Annotated in this window: 16 protein-coding genes; 7 read left to right on the forward strand and 9 right to left on the reverse strand. The window is 42.5% G+C overall.

All coding sequences use genetic code 11. The annotated features are described in order from the left end of the window. Positions 1–17: 17 nt before the first annotated feature. Complete coding sequence (locus tag ACT8YW_RS02155) at positions 18–1,967, reverse strand: transglycosylase domain-containing protein (RefSeq protein ID WP_444103826.1); 1,950 nt, start codon at positions 1,965–1,967, stop codon at positions 18–20. A 360-nt stretch (positions 1,968–2,327) separates the two neighbouring features. Here ACT8YW_RS02155 and ACT8YW_RS02160 point away from each other — a divergent pair, with 360 nt between their 5' ends. Next, on the forward strand, positions 2,328–2,843 hold the full coding sequence (locus ACT8YW_RS02160; RefSeq protein WP_444103827.1) for a DUF3836 domain-containing protein: 516 nt from the start codon (positions 2,328–2,330) through the stop codon (positions 2,841–2,843). A gap of 142 nt (positions 2,844–2,985) precedes the next feature. Here ACT8YW_RS02160 and msrB read toward each other — a convergent pair whose 3' ends face one another. From msrB to ACT8YW_RS02190, 6 genes are all read right to left on the reverse strand, one after another. Beyond that, positions 2,986–4,014, reverse strand: a complete 1,029-nt coding sequence (gene msrB, locus ACT8YW_RS02165; protein WP_444103828.1) for a peptide-methionine (R)-S-oxide reductase MsrB — start codon at positions 4,012–4,014, stop codon at positions 2,986–2,988. 83 nt (positions 4,015–4,097) lie between these two features. Continuing rightward, positions 4,098–5,435: a TolC family protein gene (locus ACT8YW_RS02170; RefSeq protein WP_444103829.1), complete on the reverse strand. Its 1,338-nt coding sequence runs from the start codon at positions 5,433–5,435 to the stop codon at positions 4,098–4,100. Between the two features lie 9 nt (positions 5,436–5,444). Continuing rightward, positions 5,445–6,545: an efflux RND transporter periplasmic adaptor subunit gene (locus tag ACT8YW_RS02175; protein WP_444103830.1), complete on the reverse strand. Its 1,101-nt coding sequence runs from the start codon at positions 6,543–6,545 to the stop codon at positions 5,445–5,447. A 56-nt stretch (positions 6,546–6,601) separates the two neighbouring features. Beyond that, positions 6,602–7,843, reverse strand: a complete 1,242-nt coding sequence (locus ACT8YW_RS02180; RefSeq protein ID WP_004315004.1) for an ABC transporter permease — start codon at positions 7,841–7,843, stop codon at positions 6,602–6,604. Positions 7,844–7,847: 4 nt separating this feature from the next. Beyond that, entirely contained in the window at positions 7,848–9,107 is a 1,260-nt protein-coding gene (locus ACT8YW_RS02185; protein ID WP_444103831.1) for an ABC transporter permease, read from the reverse strand. Positions 9,108–9,197: 90 nt separating this feature from the next. Continuing rightward, positions 9,198–9,914 carry an ABC transporter ATP-binding protein gene (locus tag ACT8YW_RS02190; RefSeq protein ID WP_444103832.1) on the reverse strand — a complete coding sequence of 239 codons (717 nt, stop codon included), beginning with the start codon at positions 9,912–9,914 and terminating at the stop codon, positions 9,198–9,200. Positions 9,915–10,093: 179 nt separating this feature from the next. Between ACT8YW_RS02190 and ACT8YW_RS02195 the strand changes: the two genes are divergently transcribed. Beyond that, a complete protein-coding gene (locus tag ACT8YW_RS02195; protein ID WP_444103833.1) occupies positions 10,094–11,074 on the forward strand; it encodes an ROK family protein in 981 nt (326 codons plus the stop codon). 196 nt (positions 11,075–11,270) lie between these two features. Here the strand turns inward: ACT8YW_RS02195 and rplS are convergent, their stop codons facing one another. Then, the gene (gene rplS / locus ACT8YW_RS02200; protein ID WP_004296199.1) at positions 11,271–11,621 is read right to left on the reverse strand and encodes a 50S ribosomal protein L19; all 351 of its coding nucleotides are present in this window, start codon (positions 11,619–11,621) and stop codon (positions 11,271–11,273) included. Positions 11,622–11,776: 155 nt separating this feature from the next. On the opposite strand from rplS, the gene ACT8YW_RS02205 reads away from it, so the two are divergent. The 4 genes from ACT8YW_RS02205 to ACT8YW_RS02220 all read left to right on the forward strand — a co-directional run bounded on the left by ACT8YW_RS02205 (position 11,777) and on the right by ACT8YW_RS02220 (position 17,361). Further along, positions 11,777–12,562 (forward strand): 5'-nucleotidase C-terminal domain-containing protein, encoded by a 786-nt coding sequence (locus ACT8YW_RS02205; RefSeq protein ID WP_444103834.1) that lies wholly within the window; start codon positions 11,777–11,779, stop codon positions 12,560–12,562. Positions 12,563–12,588: 26 nt separating this feature from the next. Continuing rightward, on the forward strand, positions 12,589–13,422 hold the full coding sequence (locus ACT8YW_RS02210; protein WP_444103835.1) for a bifunctional metallophosphatase/5'-nucleotidase: 834 nt from the start codon (positions 12,589–12,591) through the stop codon (positions 13,420–13,422). Then, on the forward strand, positions 13,419–16,424 hold the full coding sequence (locus ACT8YW_RS02215) for a glycoside hydrolase family 3 N-terminal domain-containing protein (protein ID WP_444103836.1): 3,006 nt from the start codon (positions 13,419–13,421) through the stop codon (positions 16,422–16,424). The genes ACT8YW_RS02210 and ACT8YW_RS02215 overlap by 4 nt, the downstream gene beginning before the upstream one ends. 406 nt (positions 16,425–16,830) lie before the next feature. Next, on the forward strand, positions 16,831–17,361 hold the full coding sequence (locus ACT8YW_RS02220; protein ID WP_444103837.1) for a hypothetical protein: 531 nt from the start codon (positions 16,831–16,833) through the stop codon (positions 17,359–17,361). A gap of 279 nt (positions 17,362–17,640) precedes the next feature. Here the strand turns inward: ACT8YW_RS02220 and ACT8YW_RS02225 are convergent, their stop codons facing one another. Then, positions 17,641–18,018: a hypothetical protein gene (locus ACT8YW_RS02225; protein WP_444103838.1), complete on the reverse strand. Its 378-nt coding sequence runs from the start codon at positions 18,016–18,018 to the stop codon at positions 17,641–17,643. A gap of 591 nt (positions 18,019–18,609) precedes the next feature. Between ACT8YW_RS02225 and ACT8YW_RS02230 the strand changes: the two genes are divergently transcribed. Next, the gene (locus tag ACT8YW_RS02230) at positions 18,610–20,364 is read left to right on the forward strand and encodes an AAA family ATPase (protein ID WP_444103839.1); all 1,755 of its coding nucleotides are present in this window, start codon (positions 18,610–18,612) and stop codon (positions 20,362–20,364) included. The last annotated feature ends 62 nt before the right edge of the window (positions 20,365–20,426 follow it).

Here is a 20,426-nt window from a genome sequence, read left to right on the forward strand (position 1 = left end):
TATTTATATCAATCTCATTACTCCTCAGCGGCAGGAGAACTAGACTTCGGGTTTTCACCGGCTAGACTATTCCGGGCAGCGCCCGTAACTTGGATATCGGGGCGGATACTATCCGCCTCGATTTCACTTATTACTCCTTTCTGTGCAAGCCGCTTGGCAATCAACTTATAATAGCCTTCCATATTCTCCTTTAACTGTCCGCCTTCAGCAAAAGAGCTGCGGAAATGCTTGGGCTTCGGGATAATGGAAGCCAGGAAAATACTTTCTTCCGTGTTCAGTTGTGAAGGGCGTTTATTGAAATAATAAGCAGAAGCTTCCTGAATACCATAAACGAGCGGTCCCCATTCAACAATGTTCAGATATACTTCGTACATGCGTTCTTTAGAAGTTAATCTTTCATTTTCTATTAGCCATACAATCAATGCCTCTTCCAATTTACGTGCAAAGTTCTTATTACGGTTCAGGAATACATTCTTTACGAGTTGCATGGTGATCGTGCTTCCTCCACGTGCAAAGCGTTTCACTTGCAGGTCGTAAATCAATGCTTCCCGTAGGGCGTCGGGCAGGAAACCGCGATGGTAAAAGAATGCTCCGTCTTCACTTTGCATAACGGACATTCTAAGGATGGGGGAAATGCTATCCAATGGTGTAAAGTGTTCGCACGAGGGGCCAATAGGAAAAGTCCGCACCGATATTCCGTTCTCATAAGCTGTATAAATGAACTCGCCGGACATTTTGGAGAGTGAAGTGGCTCCATAGCTTGTGATGCGGAAGTCTTTCTCTTTCAGTTCGGATTCCAGTTTGAGACTATCTAGTTGTGCAAAATCAATATCTAATAGAAAATGATAGGCCAACTCGCCACTTGTCTTGATGCCTTCCAGATTGCTGAATAATCCTTTGGGGAGAGAGCTGAACAGATCATCTGCCGGAAACCAGGATTTGTTGACTGCAGCAGTGAAATGCCAGTTTCCTTTCTCTTTCTCGGCTCGCAAATAAGGATGAAACTGGAGTTTGTTGAAATCAACAATGGTCGTGCTATCCAGTTCGAGTGAGTGCCCGCTTATGTTCATCTCGTAACAGAGTTGTCCACGATCGAGATGAATTACTTCAGGAGAGAGGGCTTTATGAAATACGTCAAGTCCGTTCACTCTCGCTTTTCCTTTGAGGAGCAGTTGATTGGATGCATGCTTATCTTTAGTCATATTATAAGATAGGGTGTCGAAAGTGACTTCTGCTCCAAAACGGCGGGTAATATAAGGTAGTGAGATTTTTCTTTTTTCCGGGGCAAAGAGAGATGCTTTTAATGTATAGTCTCTTCTGTTTAGTTCGCCGGTCGCTTCCCATAGTTGTTGAGGAAGTGTATCTTCTTTTATCTGAATGGTTGATTGGAAATGATTGTTCTCAATAATAAAAGAAGGAATGTTGACTGCAACGAAATTACTATCTTTACGTTCGGTTATATTGATTTGACAGACTTGCCCGTTTTCAGGCAGGAAACCGTAAATGAGGTTTAATATCCGGTCAATACGGTTGGCATAGTCACTTTCTATGACAGGTTGGGGGGCTGCTTCTTGTTGCCGTTTAAAGAACAAGAAATCATAGTTAGCTATGCTATCATGCTTGATGAAGTTGATTGCCAGGCCATTCATAAGCACATTCCGTACTTCTATTTCTCCTTTTAGCAATTCCCAAAAACTTAGTTTTACATTGACGGATTGTAATGTCAGGAGGGTATCCCGTTGGTTGGGAACAATAGAAAGTCCTTGTAAAACCACTTCATTGCAGCCTTTCATTTGTAACTCCTGATAATGAATTTGTAGACCGTATGTTTGTTCGGCACGTGTAGCTCGTTTGTTAACGATATGGCATAAAATGACATTGCGGAATGCAAAGAGACAAATAAGGCTGGTAAGCAAGATACCGGTAGCCGATAGAATGATAATTCTTTTTTTGCTGGACGTTTCCATCTTCTTTTTCTTGATATGATAATCGCTGCAAAGGTAGATAATAATTCGGGCAACAAGCGGAGTATTTTCCCATTTTTAGAGTTATTATTCATCAGTAGAAAGAAGAAAATGCGAAAAAATGGTTAGTTGTTCGCTTTTAAGCGTACAACTGTTCGTTTTCGTACACCGTTCTGTTTTATGATTTCCTTGATTATTAGTTAGTTATCGTTTTGGCACGCTCGTTGCATCTCTATAGTCGCAAGCGGACAACGAAGAAAAATGAAAAAAACTTCAGAATGTTGCAACCGTTTGAGACGCTTGATCCGTCTAATAAACAGAAGAACAAAAACAGAATGTTGAACAAATAAAAAATATACAATTATGAAGACTACAGTATTATTCAGAATGATCGTTTTAGTTGCTATGGTATTTGCAGGAATCGCTAATACAACAGTAAAGGCACAGGGTAATAACTTCGTTACTAATGAAGAAAAAGTAGATGATCTTGTAGTATCGAAAGTGATTTACAGACTCGATGGCTCTCTCTATCGCCATATGAAATATGATTTTACCTATGACGATCAGAAGAGAATGTCCTCCAAAGAAGCTTTCAAATGGGATGCTTCTACTGAAAAATGGATACCGTACTTTAAAATTGATTATACTTATTCATCTAATGAAATCACTTTGGTATATGCACGCTGGAATGACTCTCACAGAGCTTACGACGCATCTGTTGAAAAGAGCGTTTATGAACTGAACGACGCTAATATGCCGGTTGCTTATATGAACTATAAGTGGAATGATAAATGGATTGAAGAATCCGCTGCTAGCTGGGCTATGAATGTGTCTACTCCGGCAACTAATGAAGCAACTCTGCTGACTGCCAGCAGATAAAAATAAATTGGAGTTGTGAAACTCCTTCTCTCTCTTTTAATTTAACTACATTAAAAACGGTGGATTTCCTTGTGGGATAATCCACCGTTCTGTTTTTCTAATGAATGAACAGTTACGATTAGTTTTTGTAACTCTTCAATATCTATTTAACGAGTGGCAGATATTCTCCATAACCTTCCTCTTTCATTTTATCTTTCGGGATAAAACGAAGTGAAGCGCTATTGATGCAATAACGTAATCCACCTTTCTCTTTCGGCCCATCTGTGAATACGTGTCCCAAATGAGCGTCTCCGGTTTTACTGCGTACTTCCGTACGTATCATGCCGTGCGAAGTATCTTTCTTTTCTGCGATTAGACCTTTTTGAATCGGTTGGGAAAAGCTTGGCCACCCGCAACCTGAATCAAACTTGTCGGTAGAGACAAACAGAGGTTCTCCGGTAGTTATATCCACATAAATGCCGGGACGATGCTCATTCCAGTATTCATTGCGGAAAGCTGGTTCGGTAGCATTCTTCTGGGTTACGGCATATTGTTTCGCCGACAGTTCCTTACGGAGGGTTGCATCATCCGCTTTTTGATACACTTTAGCTTTCGGTGCATTCGCTTTGCGTGCCATTTCGAATAAAGCAGGATTGATATGGCAGTATCCACCTGGATTTTTATCCAGATAGTCCTGGTGGTAAGTTTCTGCCGGATAGAAATTTGTCAATGGCTTTACTTCTAGGACGATAGGAGTTTTATATTGTGCGGATAATAATTGAATCGCCTGCTTGATGACAGGGAGATCTTCTTTATCTACATAATAAATTCCGGTTCTATACTGCGTTCCCCGGTCATTACCTTGCCGGTTGAGGCTGGTAGGATCGATTGTCTTGAAATACAGATCGAGCAGCAAATTTAAATCTACCGTTTTAGGATCATAAACCACCTTTACCGTTTCCGCAGCATTGGTTTTTCCTGAACAGACCTGTTCATAACTCGGGTTGGCAACATTACTGTCGGCATATCCTACTTGAGTACTTTCTACTCCTCGAATTTGTTTCAGGAAATGTTCTGTTCCCCAGAAGCATCCTCCTGCAAAATAGATTTCTGCTTGATTTTTCATTGGTTTAGCAACTCCTAAAAATGTATTACTAATCACTACGATTACTATGATGATAAAATAGTTCATATCCGTTAGTTCTTTCTATAATAACGAATGAACCAACAGATATGTTTGAAGGAACTACTATACTAAACTCAACTTTATTTTTTTCATTCAATGACCTGTCCTTTGTAGAAATCCAGAATTTTAGTCCGGAACAGATAGTCATATTTTGCCTGCAACTTATCCGAAAGAGCTTTCGTCAGATTAAGTTTGGCTTCATTGTATTCCACAAAGGTAGCTTTGCCGTTATTGAATTTCTCACTCATCAGGCGGAAAGACTCTTCATTGGCTTTCACTGCCACTTCACTGGAGTTGTATTTACTTTCTGCTGCCAGAGCATTGTACCAGGCTTGCTGAATTTCTTTATAGAGTACTTTTTTACTATTATCCAACTTCAAGGATAAATCTATTTGTTGCAAACGAGCGGTGCGTACCCGGTTTCTTGTGGCAAAACGGTTGAAGATTGGCACGCTCAAGTTAAATCCTATATATTTATTCAGATTGTTTTTCATCTGACTGCCGAAGCTGCTCTCTGATCTTCCGCTAACCGTATAATAATTACTTCCCAGACCGGCACTGAAAGAGAGTTGTGGATAAAACGCACTTTGGGCAATACGAATACTATTAAGACTACCTTGTAAACGATATTCTGCAGCCTTAATGCTTGGTTTGTAAGTAAGCGCCTGTGTATATATGTCATCCGGCGGAGTGAGAGATTCGAACTCTAATTCTTCCTTAGGGCTTTCGAGTACAAATCCTTCAGGCGTGGGTAATTCCAAGAGTTGGGTGAGATCCAGTAAGGACAGTTTGTACGTATTGTCTGATTGTACAGCAGTCATTTCATCCTGTGCAACACGGGCTTGTGCTTCGGCCACTTCAGAAGAGGAAGCCTTACCCACTTCCTGAAGACCTTGAATACGTTTTAACTGGTCTTTGCTTAGATCGACCTGATTATGAGCAATCTTACTTAATTCTTGATTGAATAAAACCTGTAAATAAGCCGAAGTGACATTGATTGCAATATCCTCTTTGGCTTTATTCAAATCTTCTATAGCAGCTTTTAAATCCAGTTTGGCAAGTGAATATTGGTTGGACAATTGCAAACCGGTAAATATAGGTACGTTTGTTCCCAAGCTGAAACTGGTATTGGCGCTGTTGATGTCACTATACGAGTTGTCTATCGGAGAAGCGGTACGACCCCAACTCCAGTTTTGACTGGCACTACCACTCAAATTCGGAAGGCGTGCCCATTTAGTGGTGTTTACACTCACTTTGCCTGCTTCGACATTATTGGCCGATTGACGAATCTCTATATTATGCTCGATAGCATAGTCGATACATTGCCGCAATGTCCATGCTTGCGAAGAGTTGTTCTGCGCTTGGATAGAAGTGATTCCGATCCCGACAAGCAGAAGGGCTGATATGGTTTTACGAATTATTTTCATTGAATTCAATTATTTATCTTTTTTCTCTGCACCCCGTATTTTATCCTGTGCAGTTATTCCTTTCTTGATTTCTATCTTGATTCCATCACTCATACCGGCAGTCACCTGCGTACGCTGGAACTTTTGTTCAGGCACTGAATCTGTCATGATGTACACAAATGTAGAGTCGCCATTAAACTCAATAGTGCTTTCGGGCACTGCCAATACTTGATTTGCCCTTTGCAACACGATTTCCGCATTAGCCGAATATCCGGAACGAATCTGAACGGAATCCGGAATGGTAATTGCAGCCTTGATTTCAAATTGGTTGGCACCATTGGTTTCTACCCCTTTCGGAGAGATATATTCCAGAATGGCGTTGAAAGTCAGATTCTGCAAAGCTCCGATTGTCAGTTTGATCGGCATCTGTTCATGGATACGTCCCACTTCCGTTTCATCAATATTACCACGGAAAATCATGTCGTTCATGTTGGCTACCGTAGCAATCGTGGTTCCATCATTGAACGTGTTACTCATAATCACAGAGTTACCGGCTTTTACAGGTACATCCAAAATCAACCCGTCAATGGTAGAACGAATCATCGTACTACTGAACGATGCACTGTTTTTGGTAATCCCTTCTTTTACGATTTCCAGATTATCTTTAGCCGTCTGTCTCTCTTCACGAGCCTGTTTCAAGGCTACTTCGCTCTTCTCATATTCTTCCCGGCTGATTAGTTTATCTTCGTATAACTTCTTCACACGGGCGAAATCCGTTTCTGCCTGTGTGGTATTAATCTCTGCCAGGCGCACACGACTTTCCGCAGAATTCAGTTGACCGAGTTCAGGGATTACTTTTACTTTGGCGATAACTTCCCCTTTCTTCACAGCTTGTCCGGCTTCTTTGTACACTTCGTCGATAATACCCGAAATCTGCGGTTTGATTAAAATTTCGTCTCTCGGTTCCACTTTTCCGGTAGCTACTGTAGTCTTTTGGAGATCAGTGACTTCCGGTTTTACTATTTCGTAAGTGATTACCTTGGGTTTAGACTTCTGATAAAGGAATACGAATGTTCCGACAAGAATGATAGCAATGACTACCAATAATGTGATTTTCAGATACTTTTTCATGACTTTATTTATATTTTTATTGTTTACGATTAATAATTGAAATCCCTCGCACCTCTTTATTCGTCGCGGATAGCTTCAATCGGTTTGATAGCCATAGCCCGATAAGCAGGTGCGAGACCTGCCAACATTCCCAGTGCGATCAGAAGAGCACAAGTGCCGATTGCCAGTCCGAAGGTAACCTGAAAACGGACGTCTCCTCCATCGGCGTTTGCTCCCATCTCTACCAATTGCAACACCATGACGGCAAAAGAGATTCCACACATTCCTGCAATAGTAGTAAGCACCATACTTTCCGATAGAATCTGTTGCAGGATATCTTTGGGGCGTGCGCCGATTGCCCGGCGGATACCAATTTCGGTGGTACGTTCTTTCACGGTTACCATCATAATATTAGATACGCCGATGGCACCTGCCAGCAGAGTTCCCAATCCTACCATCCAAACCAGTATATTGATGCCGGTAAACAGATTGTCTACCATCGAGAACATCGCTTCTGCATTCAGGTACATAAGTGCCTGTTTGTCGTTAGGCGCGATATAATGCGCAGCTTTAATAATCTGCTCCATTTCCGGTTGTACGTCGGACACTTTGATTCCATGCTTCACGGTGAAGCAGATGACGTCGATCCGTCCCCCTAAGTTATACGTTTGTTGCATCGTGGTGAAAGGCAGGGTGACAGCTTCCGAAGCCCGTCCCTGTATGTTCATATCCCCTTCGGAGGAAGACATGCCGATCACCTGATAATAAATTCCGTCCACACGTATGTATTTTCCACAAGGATCCTCTCCCGGTTTGAACAGGCTTTCATAGATACGCTTTCCGATCACGCACACTTTACGCGCTTCCTGTATATCCACTTCGTTGATAAACCTGCCGTAGGCCATTTCTTGTGATTCGATGTGGAGATAGTCCGGATATAATCCTTTCACGCTGCAATCGTATTTCTTATCTTCGTATACAGCTTTGGAACCCCAACGGGCAATGGAAGGAGTAATGACCTCCACATCTTTGACTTTCGAACGGAGACGCTCGATGTCGATAGCTTCCAAATTCCACCACCTGCCTTTGCGGAACCCTTTGTAAGCTTCACCCGTTTTCTGTGCGGCAAGGAAGCCGGAGTTGGTTGCGAATCCTTCAAAGTTCTTTTTCATCATGCCTTCCAGTCCTTGTCCGCCGCCGATCAGGGCGACGAGCATAAAGATTCCCCAGAAAACACCGAATGCAGTCAGCAGGCTTCTCGTTTTATTTCTTGTAATGGTAATGAGGATTTCCTCACAGGTATCCATGTCTATTCTCATAGTCTTAATCTGCTCTAAGTGCTTCGATTGGTCGGATGCTGACTGCTTTTCGGGCAGGGAATAATCCGGCTAACGTACCAGCTATTATTAATGTGAGTGTAGCCTGTATGGCGATTCTTATATCTACTGTCGGATTCAGGAAAACAGTTTCCGTCCACATTCCGGTATCCATTGTCTGATTGCCAAAGGCGTTATTCATCCATTCGGTCACTCCGATACCCGCCACCATACCTATATATCCGAATATCGTGGTAATGGTGACACTCTCTACGATAATCAACCAAAGAATAGAAAGCGGCTTGGCACCCAGAGCTTTGCGGATACCGAATTCACGGGTACGTTCTTTTACGGTAATCAGCATGATGTTGGACACTCCTACAATCCCGCTTAACAGTGTGAAGATACCGATCACCCAGATAGCGATGCGTAGCATGTTCGAGCCTTGCTGCTGTTGCAAGTAGTTGGTAAACCGGTTCCAAATCCAGATAGCACTATGATCTGTCGGGTCAAAGCGATGATTGGCCCCCAGCGCCTTGCGGTAATGAGCTTCAAATGCTTCATTCGCTTCTATCGTTTCCAGGTTTTTGGTAGTCATGACAAGGTTATTCAACTTGTCTCCTTTGTTGTAAATCGTTTGCAGGGTGGTGAAGGGGATGTAAGCATCGCTGTCTCCGCTGTCTCCTTTATCATTATACAGCCCTACTACCTGATAAACCACATTACCGGCATTGACAAACTGCCCGATAGGCTCGGTATGCGTTTTATCGAAAAGAATCTCTGCTGTCTTTTTATGGAGCACAATTACTTTCCGCCGCTCTTTTATATCAATTTCATTGATGAAACGTCCTTTGAAGAGTTTCACCACTTCTACTTCCGTATGGTTGGGATATACACCGGAAAGATTCAAACTGACGTATTCTTGTCCGAAACTTAAATTAATGCCTCCTTGCCATACAGTTGCCCCGGCTTTAATGACATGGTCCGGAAAATAATGGTCGGTAGCATCTACGTCTTTATTATCCAGTTGCACTCGTCTTCCTTCTTTCAGTCCATCGTATGATTTGCTGGTCCATCCCGGAAAAATCTTGATGGAGTTCATGGCACGTTCGGAAGCCGATTGCTCGAATGCATGGATTAATCCGTTTCCTGCGCCTAACAGGACGATCAGCATAAAGATACCCCATGCCACAGCAAATCCTGTGAGAAAAGTCCTTAGCTTGTTACGCTTGATGGTACTGTATATTTCTTGCCAAATATCAATCATTTTTTTAAGTATTAAGTGATAGGTAAGTATTAGGTATTAAGTATTAGACTGTGCTGCGACCACATGGAATTAATACTTATTACTTCATACTTATTTCATGATCCCGTCTTTTCCGAAAGGAGAAGCGTCGTGGTCGATATTATCTTCAATGCGTTCGATGATTCCGTCTTTGATATGTATAATCTTGTCTGTTTGGTTGGCAACTCCGCTTTCGTGGGTGACAACAACAATCGTCATTCCCTGTTTATGGAGATCTTTCAGAATCTGCATTACTTCCACAGACGTTTTACTGTCCAAAGCCCCCGTAGGTTCATCTGCCAGAATGATTTGCGGTTGGGTGATTAAAGCCCGTGCGATTGCCACACGTTGTTTCTGACCGCCACTCATTTCGTTGGGCATGTGATGTGCCCAGTCTTTTAAACCCAGACGGTCGAGATATTCCAAGGCAAGTGCATTTCGCTTCTTGCGGCTTATCCCTTGATAAAATAAAGGAAGTGCTACATTCTCTACGGCATCTTTAAAGGAAATCAGGTTGAATGACTGGAAGATAAATCCGATCATACGGTTCCGGTATTCGGCAGCTTTGGTTTCGCTTAAGTTCTTGATGAGTACATTATTCAGATAATACTCTCCGGTGTCGTAGTTGTCGAGAATTCCCAATATGTTGAGTAAAGTTGATTTCCCAGACCCGGATGCTCCCATGATAGAAACAAATTCTCCCTGTTCGATGTTGAGATTGATACCTTTAAGTACATGGAGAGGCGCTCCGTTGTTGTAGGTCTTGTTGATATTCGTTAGTTGTATCACAATTTTCTTTATTTAGTTTCTGTTTTCTGATAATTTTCTACTATTAGACGACTGCAAGATACGAAAAGTTGCAAACAGGTTGAACTTTTTTCAAAAAACATTTTGTAGACTCAATCTTCTTTACGTAATTTGTGTGCAGTAAACTTAATGATTAACTAACCCTTTTAAATAAAAGTATCATGAATTCAAACATGGAAAAGCCCTACGTAGTAGGTATTGACATAGGCGGAACGAATACCGTCTTTGGAATTGTAGACGCACGCGGAACTATTATTGCCAGCAGTTCAATCAAAACATCTGGTTATCCTACAGTAGAAGAATACGCTGATGAAGTGTGTAAAAGCCTGCTTCCATTGATTATTGCTAATGGTGGCGTTGATAAAATCAGAGGCATCGGTATTGGTGCTCCGAATGGTAACTATTACACGGGAACGATTGAATTTGCTCCGAACTTGCCTTGGAAGGGAATTCTTCCGTTGGCTGCCATGTTTGAAGAAAGACTGGGTATCCCCACTGCTTTAACAAACGACGCAAACGCTGCTGCTATCGGTGAAATGACTTACGGTGCTGCCCGTGGTATGAAAGACTTTATCATGATTACACTGGGTACCGGTGTGGGTAGCGGTATCGTTATCAACGGTCAGATGGTGTATGGTCATGACGGTTTTGCAGGTGAATTGGGACACGTTATCGCCCGTCGCGATGGTCGTCTTTGCGGTTGTGGCCGTAAGGGATGTCTGGAAACTTACTGCTCGGCTACCGGTGTAGCTCGTACAGCCCGCGAATTCCTTGCTGCCCGTACGGATGCTAGCTTGCTTCGTAACATTCCTGCAGAAAACATCACTTCAAAAGATGTGTATGATGCTGCTGTACAAGGTGATAAACTGGCACAGGAAATCTTCGAATTTACAGGTAACATTCTGGGGGAAGCTTTGGCAGATGCTATTGCATTCTCCAGTCCTGAAGCAATTGTATTGTTCGGTGGTTTGGCTAAGTCCGGTGATTATATCATGAAGCCGATTCAAAAGGCAATTGATGATAATATCCTGAATATCTATAAAGGCAAGACTAAATTGCTCGTTTCCGAATTGAGGGATTCTGATGCTGCCGTACTGGGTGCCAGTGCATTGGCTTGGGAACTGAAAGATTTGAAAGAATAACATTTCATTATTATAATAAAGGTAATGAAGCCTCGGGAGTTTATGACTTTCGGGGCTTTGTTTTATTTAGTCCTTTCTGACGTATACGGCTTATTCAGACAAAGGGTTATTCTCACCGGAGTGGAAAATATACAATAAAAAAAGGAACCTCATAATGAAGCTCCCTTTTTTATTTCGAATCGAAAATTTCGGCTTATTAGTTAGCTCTTTTTTCTTTGATTCTAGCTTTCTTACCAGTAAGAGCACGCAGGTAGTACAATTTAGCGCGACGAACTTTACCTACCTTGTTCACTTCGATGCTATCGATAGCCGGTGATTCGATTGGGAAAATTCTTTCTACGCCTATAGTTCCTGACATTTTACGTACAGTAAAACGTTTCTTGTCTCCGTGACCGGCGATTTTGATAACAACACCACGGTACAACTGTACACGTTCTTTGTTACCCTCGATAATACGATATGCTACTGTTACAGTGTCTCCTGCTTTGAAGCTCGGGTGCTGTTTTCCGGTAGCAAATGCTTCTTCTGCAATTTTAATTAAATCCATTGTTGTTATTATTAAATTGTTTCATCGTTACAACGCAACATACCAAGTATCTCTTCTCTTGACAGCGATTGCGCGAAAGCGGTGCAAAGTAACGAATTATTTGCCAGATAGCCAAATGTTTTTGTATATTTGTGGCATATCTAAAAATAGCGAACATGAAACAGACTTATGTAAAGTATCTGATGGTGGCGACGTTTGCAGGAGGCTTCCTGTTTACTTCCTGCCGGACCGCACGCGAGACTACGGCACAGTACGAAGTAACCAAAGTAGAGGGTAGCATGATAACGATTGATTCTGTTTGGGACACCACTCCCAACGTGAAAGCTACCGAAATCTTAAAGCCTTATAAGGAAAAGGTGGATGCGATGATGTATGAAGTCATCGGCACCAGTGCGATGAAAATGGACAAAGGAGGTCCCGAAAGTTTGCTTTCCAACCTTGTTGCAGGTGTTTTGCAGCAAGCGGCTGTTCAAGTGTTGGGGAAACCTGCCGATATGGGATTGGTAAATATGGGCGGCTTGCGTAATATCTTGCCCGAAGGAGATATCACGGTAGGAGATATTTTTGAAATTCTTCCTTTCGAGAACTCCCTTTGTGTACTGACCATGAAAGGGACAGACTTGAGACATCTTTGTGAAGCAATAGCGTCTCTGCATGGCGAAGGAGTGAGCGGTGCCCGCCTCGAAATCACAAAAGACGGAAAACTGCTGAACGCATTAATTGCCGGAAAACCGCTAATGGATGACCAGCTCTACACAGTGGCTACTATCGACTATCTGGCAGACGGAAACGGACGAATGGATGCTTTCCTGCAGGCAGAAAAGAGAGTATGCCCCGAAGATGCTACCTTACGCGGATTATTTCTTGATTATGTACGCAAACAAACAGCCGAAGGCAAAGCGATTACCTCCAAACTGGACGGACGTATTACGATAAAATAAAAAAGGAGAATCTAAAAATATTGAATATGAAAAGATTTCAGATATTATTCCTGCTATGTCTTGCATTGAGTTTCACTTTTTCAATCTTTGCGCAGGATACCAAAGAAGTTATCATTTTACAAACAAGCGATGTGCATAGTCGTATCGAACCTGTCAATCAGAAGGGGGACGAATACTATAATAAAGGTGGTTTTCTTCGCCGGGCTGCTTTTCTCGAACAGTTCCGCAAGGAGCATAAGAATGTGCTGCTTTTCGACTGCGGAGATATTTCTCAAGGGACACCTTATTATAATATGTTCCGCGGAGAAGTGGAAGTTAAACTAATGAATGAAATGGGTTATGACGCTATGACTATCGGTAACCATGAGTTTGATTTCGATGTGGATAATATGGAACGTATTTTCAAGATGGCTGATTTCCCGGTCGTTTGTGCCAACTATAATCTGGATGCTACGGTATTGAAAGATATAGTCAAGCCCTACGTCGTTCTTGAGAAATATGGTTTGAGAATTGGTGTGTTTGGTCTTGGAACCCAACCGGAAGGGATGATTCAGGCTAATAAATGCGAAGGAGTCGTTTATGAAGATCCTATCCGCGTATCCAACGAAATAGCTGCTTTGTTAAAAAACGAAGAAGGTTGTGATTTGGTAGTATGCCTGTCTCATCTGGGCATTCAAATGGATGAACATCTGGTTGCCGGAACACGCAATATCGACGTGATTCTGGGTGGACACTCCCATACATTTATGGAAGGCCCCAAAACATACTTGAATATGGACGGAAAAGAGGTGCCTGTCATGCACACAGGAAAAAATGGTGTTCGTGTAGGCCGTCTCGATTTGACATTGAAACATAAATGAAGATAATTCCCTCAATAGTAACGCTTTTATTCCTTATTGCGGTCGGCACAGTTTCGAGTCCGGCGCAGAATGCTACCACCGTTGAACCTCTGCTGGTGTACAAAGCCCTTCAGGACAAGGACTGCCGGCACTGGGTTGATTCGGTGATGGATAAACTTTCCTTTAAAGAAAAGGTAGGTCAGTTGTTCATCTATACCATTGCTCCGGTAGACACCAAACGAAACCTGGAACTGCTGCGCGAAGTCATCGACACTTATAAGGTAGGCGGCCTTCTCTTTTCCGGTGGGAAGATGCAAAACCAAGCCGAACTGACGAACCGGGCACAGCGACAAGCCAAAGTCCCTTTGATGATTACCTTCGACGGAGAATGGGGATTGGCCATGCGTCTGCGTGGTACGCCTGTCTTTCCGCGAAATATGGTGTTGGGATGTATCCGCGACAACCGGCTGCTTTATGAGTACGGACGTGAAGTTGCCCGTCAATGCCGGCAGATTGGAGTGCAGGTAAACTTTGCTCCGGTGGCGGACGTGAATATAAACCCTAAAAATCCCGTCATCAATACCCGTTCTTTTGGAGAAGATCCGATCCAAGTGGCCGATAAGGTAATCGCTTATGCTTCCGGTTTGGAAAGTGGAGGGGTGTTATCTGTGTGCAAACACTTTCCCGGACACGGAGATACCGATGTCGATTCGCATAAAGCGCTTCCGGTACTTCCTTTCACTCGTGAGCGTCTGGACAGTGTGGAGCTTTATCCGTTTAAAGAGGCCATCCGTGCCGGATTGGGCGGTATGATGGTAGGCCATTTGCAAGTTCCGGTGATTGAACCTATTGGCGGACTTCCGTCTTCCTTGTCCCGCAATGTCGTGTATGATTTGCTGACCGATGAACTGGCGTTCAAAGGGCTGATATTTACCGACGCGCTTGCCATGAAAGGCGTGGCAGGAAATGGAAATGTCAGTTTGCAGGCTTTGAAAGCAGGTAATGACATGGTACTGTCTCCCCGGAACCTGAAGGACGAGATACCGGCCGTACTGGCAGCTGTTGAAAAAGGGGAACTAAGCCGTGAAGAGATTGAAAACAAATGCCGCAAAGTCTTGACTTATAAATATGTGTTGGGACTTAAGAAGAAATCGTATGTACAATTATCCGGTCTGGAACAACGCATTAACAGTCCGCAGACACGTGACCTGGTTCGCCGGTTGAATTTAGCGGCAATAACCGTTTTGAACAATAAGAATCATATCCTCCCCCTGCATGCAGACAAGGAGCAGACGATTGCGCTGCTCGAAGTGGGAGATCCCGGAGAAACCGATGTATTGGCCAAACAACTATCCCGTTATACCTCTTTGGTCCGCTTTCCCCTTCGCGCCAATCAGACAGAAGAGGGAAATCAGCGGTTGCGTGATTCTCTGTCTACCTATAAACGAATCATTGTAGCCGTTAGTGAACAGCGCTTGGCTTCTTATCAGCCTTTCTTTGCGAAGTTTGCTCCTCAAAGTCCGGCTATTTACCTGTTCTTCACTCCTGGGAAGATGATGTTGCAGATTCAACGGGCTGTGTCTCATGCTTCGGCAGTCGTGTTGGGGCATAGTTATAATGGAGACGTGCAGCGTCAGGTAGCAGATGTGTTATTTGCCAAGGCATCCGCAGACGGACAGTTGTCGGCAAGCTTGGGAGAACTGTTTCCAACGGGAACAGGAGTGACCATTACCCCCAAGACACCATTGCATTTCGTGCCGGAAGAATACGGGCTTTCCTCTGCTCATCTAAAACGGATTGATTCCATTGCATTAGACGGTATTCGCCAGGGAGCTTATCCCGGTTGCCAGGTGGTAGTGTTGAAAAACGGCCATAGCATGTTCGACAAATCTTTCGGCACTTATGCGGGTAAAGGAAGTCCGCGTGTCGAATTTACCAGTATCTACGATTTGGCTTCCTTATCAAAGACGACGGGCACTTTGCTTGCTATCATGAAACTCTACGATAAGGGACGTTTCAATCTGACAGATAAGATTTCGGATCATTTACCGTTTTTGCAACGTACCGATAAGAAAGATATAACGATTCAGGAAATTCTGTATCATCAGTCCGGTTTACCTTCCTGGATTCCTTTCTACCAAGAAGCCATTGATAAAGATAGCTATGACGGAAGATTGTTCAGCGCACGCAAAGACGCGCATCATCCGTTACAGTTGGGAACGACTTCATGGGCGAATCCGAAGTTCAAATTCAAAAGTGAATACGTCTCTCCCGTCAAGACCGGTGATTACACTGTTCAAATCTGCGATAGCTTGTGGTTAAACCGTTCCTTCCGGAAGGTGATGGAAGAGAAAATAATAGAAGCTCCGTTAAAGCAGAAACGCTATGTATATAGTGATGTCGGATTCATTCTGTTGGGTATGTTGGTAGAACAACTGGCCGGTATGCCTATGGAAGCCTATCTGCAACGTGAGTTTTACGAACCGATGGGGTTGGAGCATACAGGCTACTTGCCTTTACGCCGTTTTGCCAAATCGGAAATTGTCCCTTCCAACAAAGACCGTTTCTTGCGTAAAGAGACTTTGCAGGGATTTGTGCATGATGAGGCTTCCGCTTTCTTTGGCGGATTGGCCGGGAATGCCGGACTTTTCTCTACTGCCCGTGATGTAGCCCGTGTTTATCAGATGTTGCTGAATGGAGGAGAAATAGACGGTCAACGCTATCTAAGCAAAGAAACCTGTCAGTTGTTTACTACGGAAACTTCAAAGATCAGCCGGTGTGGCTTGGGCTTTGACAAACCGGATGCTGATGATCCGAAGAAAGGAAATTGTGCTCCTGCCGCACCTGCCGGAGTGTACGGTCATACCGGATTTACCGGTACATGTGCATGGGTAGATCCGGTCAATGAACTGGTTTATGTATTCCTTAGCAACCGGATTTATCCGGGTGTAACAAATCGCAAACTGAACCAACTGCACATTCGTGAGCGAATACAGGGAGCGATTTACGATGCGATGAAGTAAGTACGTCTTTACATGATTATTCTCAATCATCAAGATGCCAGCCTACGGAAACGATTGGAGGCTGATACCATCAAAATACATAGTGCGAAAGGGCTGATTAGTCCTTTCGCACTGTTTTTTCAATTACATTCTTTCTCTTGTTGAGTGTTTCTTTTTCGATTTATTCCCTTTCTCTGAAGTAAGTCAGGTTTTGTATGTTTTTCTTTATTCTTCTTGTAAAAGTGTAAAGTCATATCCTTACGTTTTATACGAAAGCAAAGACGAATATCATCCCTAAAAAGAACTTTTTTTATCCGTTGTTACCAACTGTTACCAAAAATAACAAATGATACATAGTTTTTCAACCTATGCTTAAAAACTTTATATTGAAAATCAATGAATGTATAACTTTTTTAAGATGTGTGTTATGAGAAAAGAAGTAATTTGTCCGCTTAGCGGACTTTCGCTGAATGAACCTTGGCGTTTGCATCGTTTGTCAAGTGTGGAAGAAATGTTGGTAAGTACTTATGGACATTTCTTTCATCAGGTAGATCAACCTTATTCCTGTGAGGAACAGGAGATTTTTACCCGGATGATAAAATTCTTATCCTCCTTGCTTCAGGGGGATTTGCCTAAGCCTTGTGTATTTTGCAAGTTTTCGCAGGAAAATCTTGCTTTTTGGGGACAAATGGGATTCTTTAGATTGGAGTTACCGTCAGATGATCCCTTTAGTGTTTCTTCCCGTTTGCATTGCTTGCGTGAGTTGGAAAACAGGTTGCGTTGTTTTTTTGTAGGAGAAACAAAAAGTAAACCTTACTCATATAGAGAAGCGAAGATGCTTCGGCGTATGAAGAAAATGTTTGTTCATGAGCTAAGAAATACAGACAAGTATAAACGGTTTAAGGGAACACATGTTCGCCGTCTTTCTGAAGAAGAGCAGTTGGAATTGAAGTATTAAAAGATAGATGGCATTATTTTGAATAATGCTTCTCTTATCTAGTGCAAATCACTTCGCAGAAGTACAAAAAAGAGAAAGAGAAGTTCTTGAAAGAGACAGAGACAAAATTGAGGAAATCGTGAGTTTCTGCTGTGTGACCTATTTGTAGAATTGTGCCTTTGGTACGCTGATTTGAGTAAAAAAGGACCCTGATCTAAATTGATGTTTAGGCAATTTATATCTCATGTCTTTAGGCTATTTATGATTGAAAATACACTAGGATGGGCATTTTGAACCTCTTTATTTTATCCATTGTGTACTGGTGATGACTGGTACGATATTGGGGTTCCATTCTATTTCTAAACATGCTAAAATCTGTTTGGCAAACAATCGTGTTTTTGTCCATTCTTTATCATGTCGCATACTGTCAAAGTTCCAAAAAGAACTTTCAGCAGACATTTTGTCAAAGAGTTCGTCTAGTTCATCCAAATAGTTTAGTACTTCTTTTGGGAGTAATTTGGCACGGTAGAGTTGTGGACTCAATGCATATAAATCGTCAAACATTAAAGCTAATTCATCTGCTACATCTACGAAGTCAGGTAATGCCTTTTTCTGTAATTCAGGAGAACAGGCCAATAGGCAAATCCCTTCAATAAAAAAAATAAAATTCCTGTCCATTAGTTATAAATCTTTTAGTTACAGTTTATTACAGCAATAACTGATAGTAGTTGCATTTCCTGCGATACTATGAATAACAGGTGATTTTGTGCCTGCTGCATCATAAAGGTAAGAAATAGAGCTATTATATATTACAATGTAAATCCCTTGAATAAGGTCTTCACAACTTTGCACCGTTTCACATATTTTTTGTGACTTGGGTATGTTTTTTAAATGCAAAAATAGAGATTAATTTGGTTATTTCAAATAATACCCTCCTGTTTTAGGTGATTCTTTAAACTCTATCAATTCTAATATTACTAAAGAATTTAAGTAGCGTTTAGCAGTTGGTGTATTCTTATCTACTAACTTTGCAATCTTAGACATATTATAGTCAATTGATATTATTAATAGTATTGATATGAGATTTGGGAACTCATATTATCAAGTTTATTTTAAAAATTGTATTAAACATAGATTGATATTATGTACGATCGCTGGTACAGTTAAGTATAGATGCGGTTTTTTCATACGTTACTTTGGAGAAGTCACAGAAAGAGTGTACCTTTGCTTTCACCTGATTTTAAGTATACTAATAAACCTGCATCAATTATGGAATATGAGTTTTCAGACAGGAAGTTGCTGCCTTACGGCATGATGAACTTCAAGGATATCCGCCTTGACAATTATTATTATGTGGATAAGACGTCGTATATCCCGTTGATAGAACGCTCGAACCGATTCTTTTTCTTCATCCGTCCGCGCAGGTTCGGCAAAAGTCTGACTCTGAATATGCTGCAACATTATTATGATGTGTATACCCGGGACGAGTTCGACACCTTGTATGGAGATCTTTATATAGGAAAACATCCCACGCGTGACCGCAACAGTTATCTGGTGTTGTATCTCAACTTCTCCGGCATTACCGGCGAACTGAATAATTACCGCCGTGGGTTGGATGCGCACTGTGGTACTACTTTTGAAAGCTTTTGCAGGAAATATGCCGATCTTCTGCCGCAGGATATTGTGGAAGAACTGCGGACAAAGGATGGAGCCGTGGAACAGTTGGATTTCCTCTATCAGGCGTGCGAACGGGCCGATCAGAAAATATATCTCTTCATCGACGAGTACGACCACTTTACCAACACCATACTCTCCGATGCCGAAAGTCTGCAACGTTACACAGAAGAGACGCATAAGGAAGGATATCTACGCTCATTCTTTAATAAAATAAAAGCCGGAACCTACTCCAGTATCAAGCGTTGCTTCATCACCGGAGTCAGTCCCGTGACGATGGACGACCTGACTAGTGGGTTCAACATTGGCACTAATTATTCGCTTTCATCGGAATTTAACGCAATGATGGGATTCACAGAGAGCGAAGTGCGCGAAATGCTGACGTACTATTCTACTAACAGCCACTTTAACCACAGCATCGATGAGTTGATCGAAATAATGAAACCGTGGTACGATAATTATTGTTTTGCCAGACAATCTTATGGGGAAACCACCATGTACAACTCCAATATGGTGCTCTATTTCGTCAATAACTACATTCTATATGGGCAAGCACCACAGAACATGATAGAAAGCAATATCCGAATCGATTACGAGAAGCTGCGTATGCTTATTCGTAAAGATAAGGAATTTGCCCACGATGCTTCCGTCATACAGACATTGGTAAGCCAAGGATACATTACGGGAGATTTGAAAGAAAGTTTTCCTGCTGCCAATATTGCTGATCCTGACAATTTCGTGAGCTTGCTCTATTATTTCGGCATGCTTACTATTAGCGGCACGCATGAGGGAGAAACTAAACTCACCATCCCTAACCAGGTGGTGCAAGAGCAACTTTATACCTATCTGCTGAATACTTACAACGAAGCCGATCTTAGTTTTAGCAATTCCGAAAAGAGCGGATTGGCCAGTGCACTCGCTTATAGGGGCGAATGGCAAACCTACTTCGATTATATTGCCGATTGCCTGAAGCGATATGCTTCCCAGCGTGACAAACAGAAAGGTGAGTCTTTCGTGCATGGTTTCACCTTGGCCATGACGGCGCAAAACCGCTTCTACCGCCCTATCTTCGAAGCAGATACACAGGCGGGTTACGTGGACATTTTCTTATGCCCGCTGCTGGATATTTATCCGGATATGGAACACAGTTATATCGTCGAGTTGAAGTATGCCAAATACAAAGATCCCGAAAGCCGTGTGGAGGAACTCCGTCTGGAAGCCATTGCCCAAGCCAATCGCTATGCCGCTACGGATACAGTGAGGAATGCCGTTGGCTCCACGCAGCTGCACAAGATTGTGGTGGTATATAAAGGAATGGAGATGAGAGTGTGTGAAGAAGTGGATTTGTAGACGGCCCGAACGTCAAATGATATTCTAAAATGAAATGCCCTTCCACTTTTGCAAGTAGAAGG

The sequence above is a fragment of the Bacteroides sp. genome, assembly GCF_052357945.1.
In the GTDB taxonomy this organism is placed as follows: Bacteria; Bacteroidota; Bacteroidia; order Bacteroidales; family Bacteroidaceae; genus Bacteroides.

Excerpts from the sequence above, each read along its gene's own strand:
- ACT8YW_RS02155 (WP_444103826.1), bottom strand. The coding sequence starts at position 1,967 with ATGGAAACGTCCAGCAAAAAAAGAATTATCATTCTATCGGCTACCGGT.
- ACT8YW_RS02210 (WP_444103835.1), top strand. The coding sequence starts at position 12,589 with ATGAAAAGATTTCAGATATTATTCCTGCTATGTCTTGCATTGAGTTTC.
- ACT8YW_RS02180 (WP_004315004.1), bottom strand. The coding sequence starts at position 7,843 with ATGAGAATAGACATGGATACCTGTGAGGAAATCCTCATTACCATTACA.
- ACT8YW_RS02170 (WP_444103829.1), bottom strand. The coding sequence starts at position 5,435 with ATGAAAATAATTCGTAAAACCATATCAGCCCTTCTGCTTGTCGGGATC.
- rplS (WP_004296199.1), bottom strand. The coding sequence starts at position 11,621 with ATGGATTTAATTAAAATTGCAGAAGAAGCATTTGCTACCGGAAAACAG.
- ACT8YW_RS02230 (WP_444103839.1), top strand. The coding sequence starts at position 18,610 with ATGGAATATGAGTTTTCAGACAGGAAGTTGCTGCCTTACGGCATGATG.
- ACT8YW_RS02205 (WP_444103834.1), top strand. The coding sequence starts at position 11,777 with ATGAAACAGACTTATGTAAAGTATCTGATGGTGGCGACGTTTGCAGGA.
- ACT8YW_RS02175 (WP_444103830.1), bottom strand. The coding sequence starts at position 6,545 with ATGAAAAAGTATCTGAAAATCACATTATTGGTAGTCATTGCTATCATT.
- msrB (WP_444103828.1), bottom strand. The coding sequence starts at position 4,014 with ATGAACTATTTTATCATCATAGTAATCGTAGTGATTAGTAATACATTT.
- ACT8YW_RS02185 (WP_444103831.1), bottom strand. The coding sequence starts at position 9,107 with ATGATTGATATTTGGCAAGAAATATACAGTACCATCAAGCGTAACAAG.
- ACT8YW_RS02225 (WP_444103838.1), bottom strand. The coding sequence starts at position 18,018 with ATGGACAGGAATTTTATTTTTTTTATTGAAGGGATTTGCCTATTGGCC.
- ACT8YW_RS02160 (WP_444103827.1), top strand. The coding sequence starts at position 2,328 with ATGAAGACTACAGTATTATTCAGAATGATCGTTTTAGTTGCTATGGTA.
- ACT8YW_RS02195 (WP_444103833.1), top strand. The coding sequence starts at position 10,094 with ATGAATTCAAACATGGAAAAGCCCTACGTAGTAGGTATTGACATAGGC.
- ACT8YW_RS02220 (WP_444103837.1), top strand. The coding sequence starts at position 16,831 with ATGAGAAAAGAAGTAATTTGTCCGCTTAGCGGACTTTCGCTGAATGAA.
- ACT8YW_RS02215 (WP_444103836.1), top strand. The coding sequence starts at position 13,419 with ATGAAGATAATTCCCTCAATAGTAACGCTTTTATTCCTTATTGCGGTC.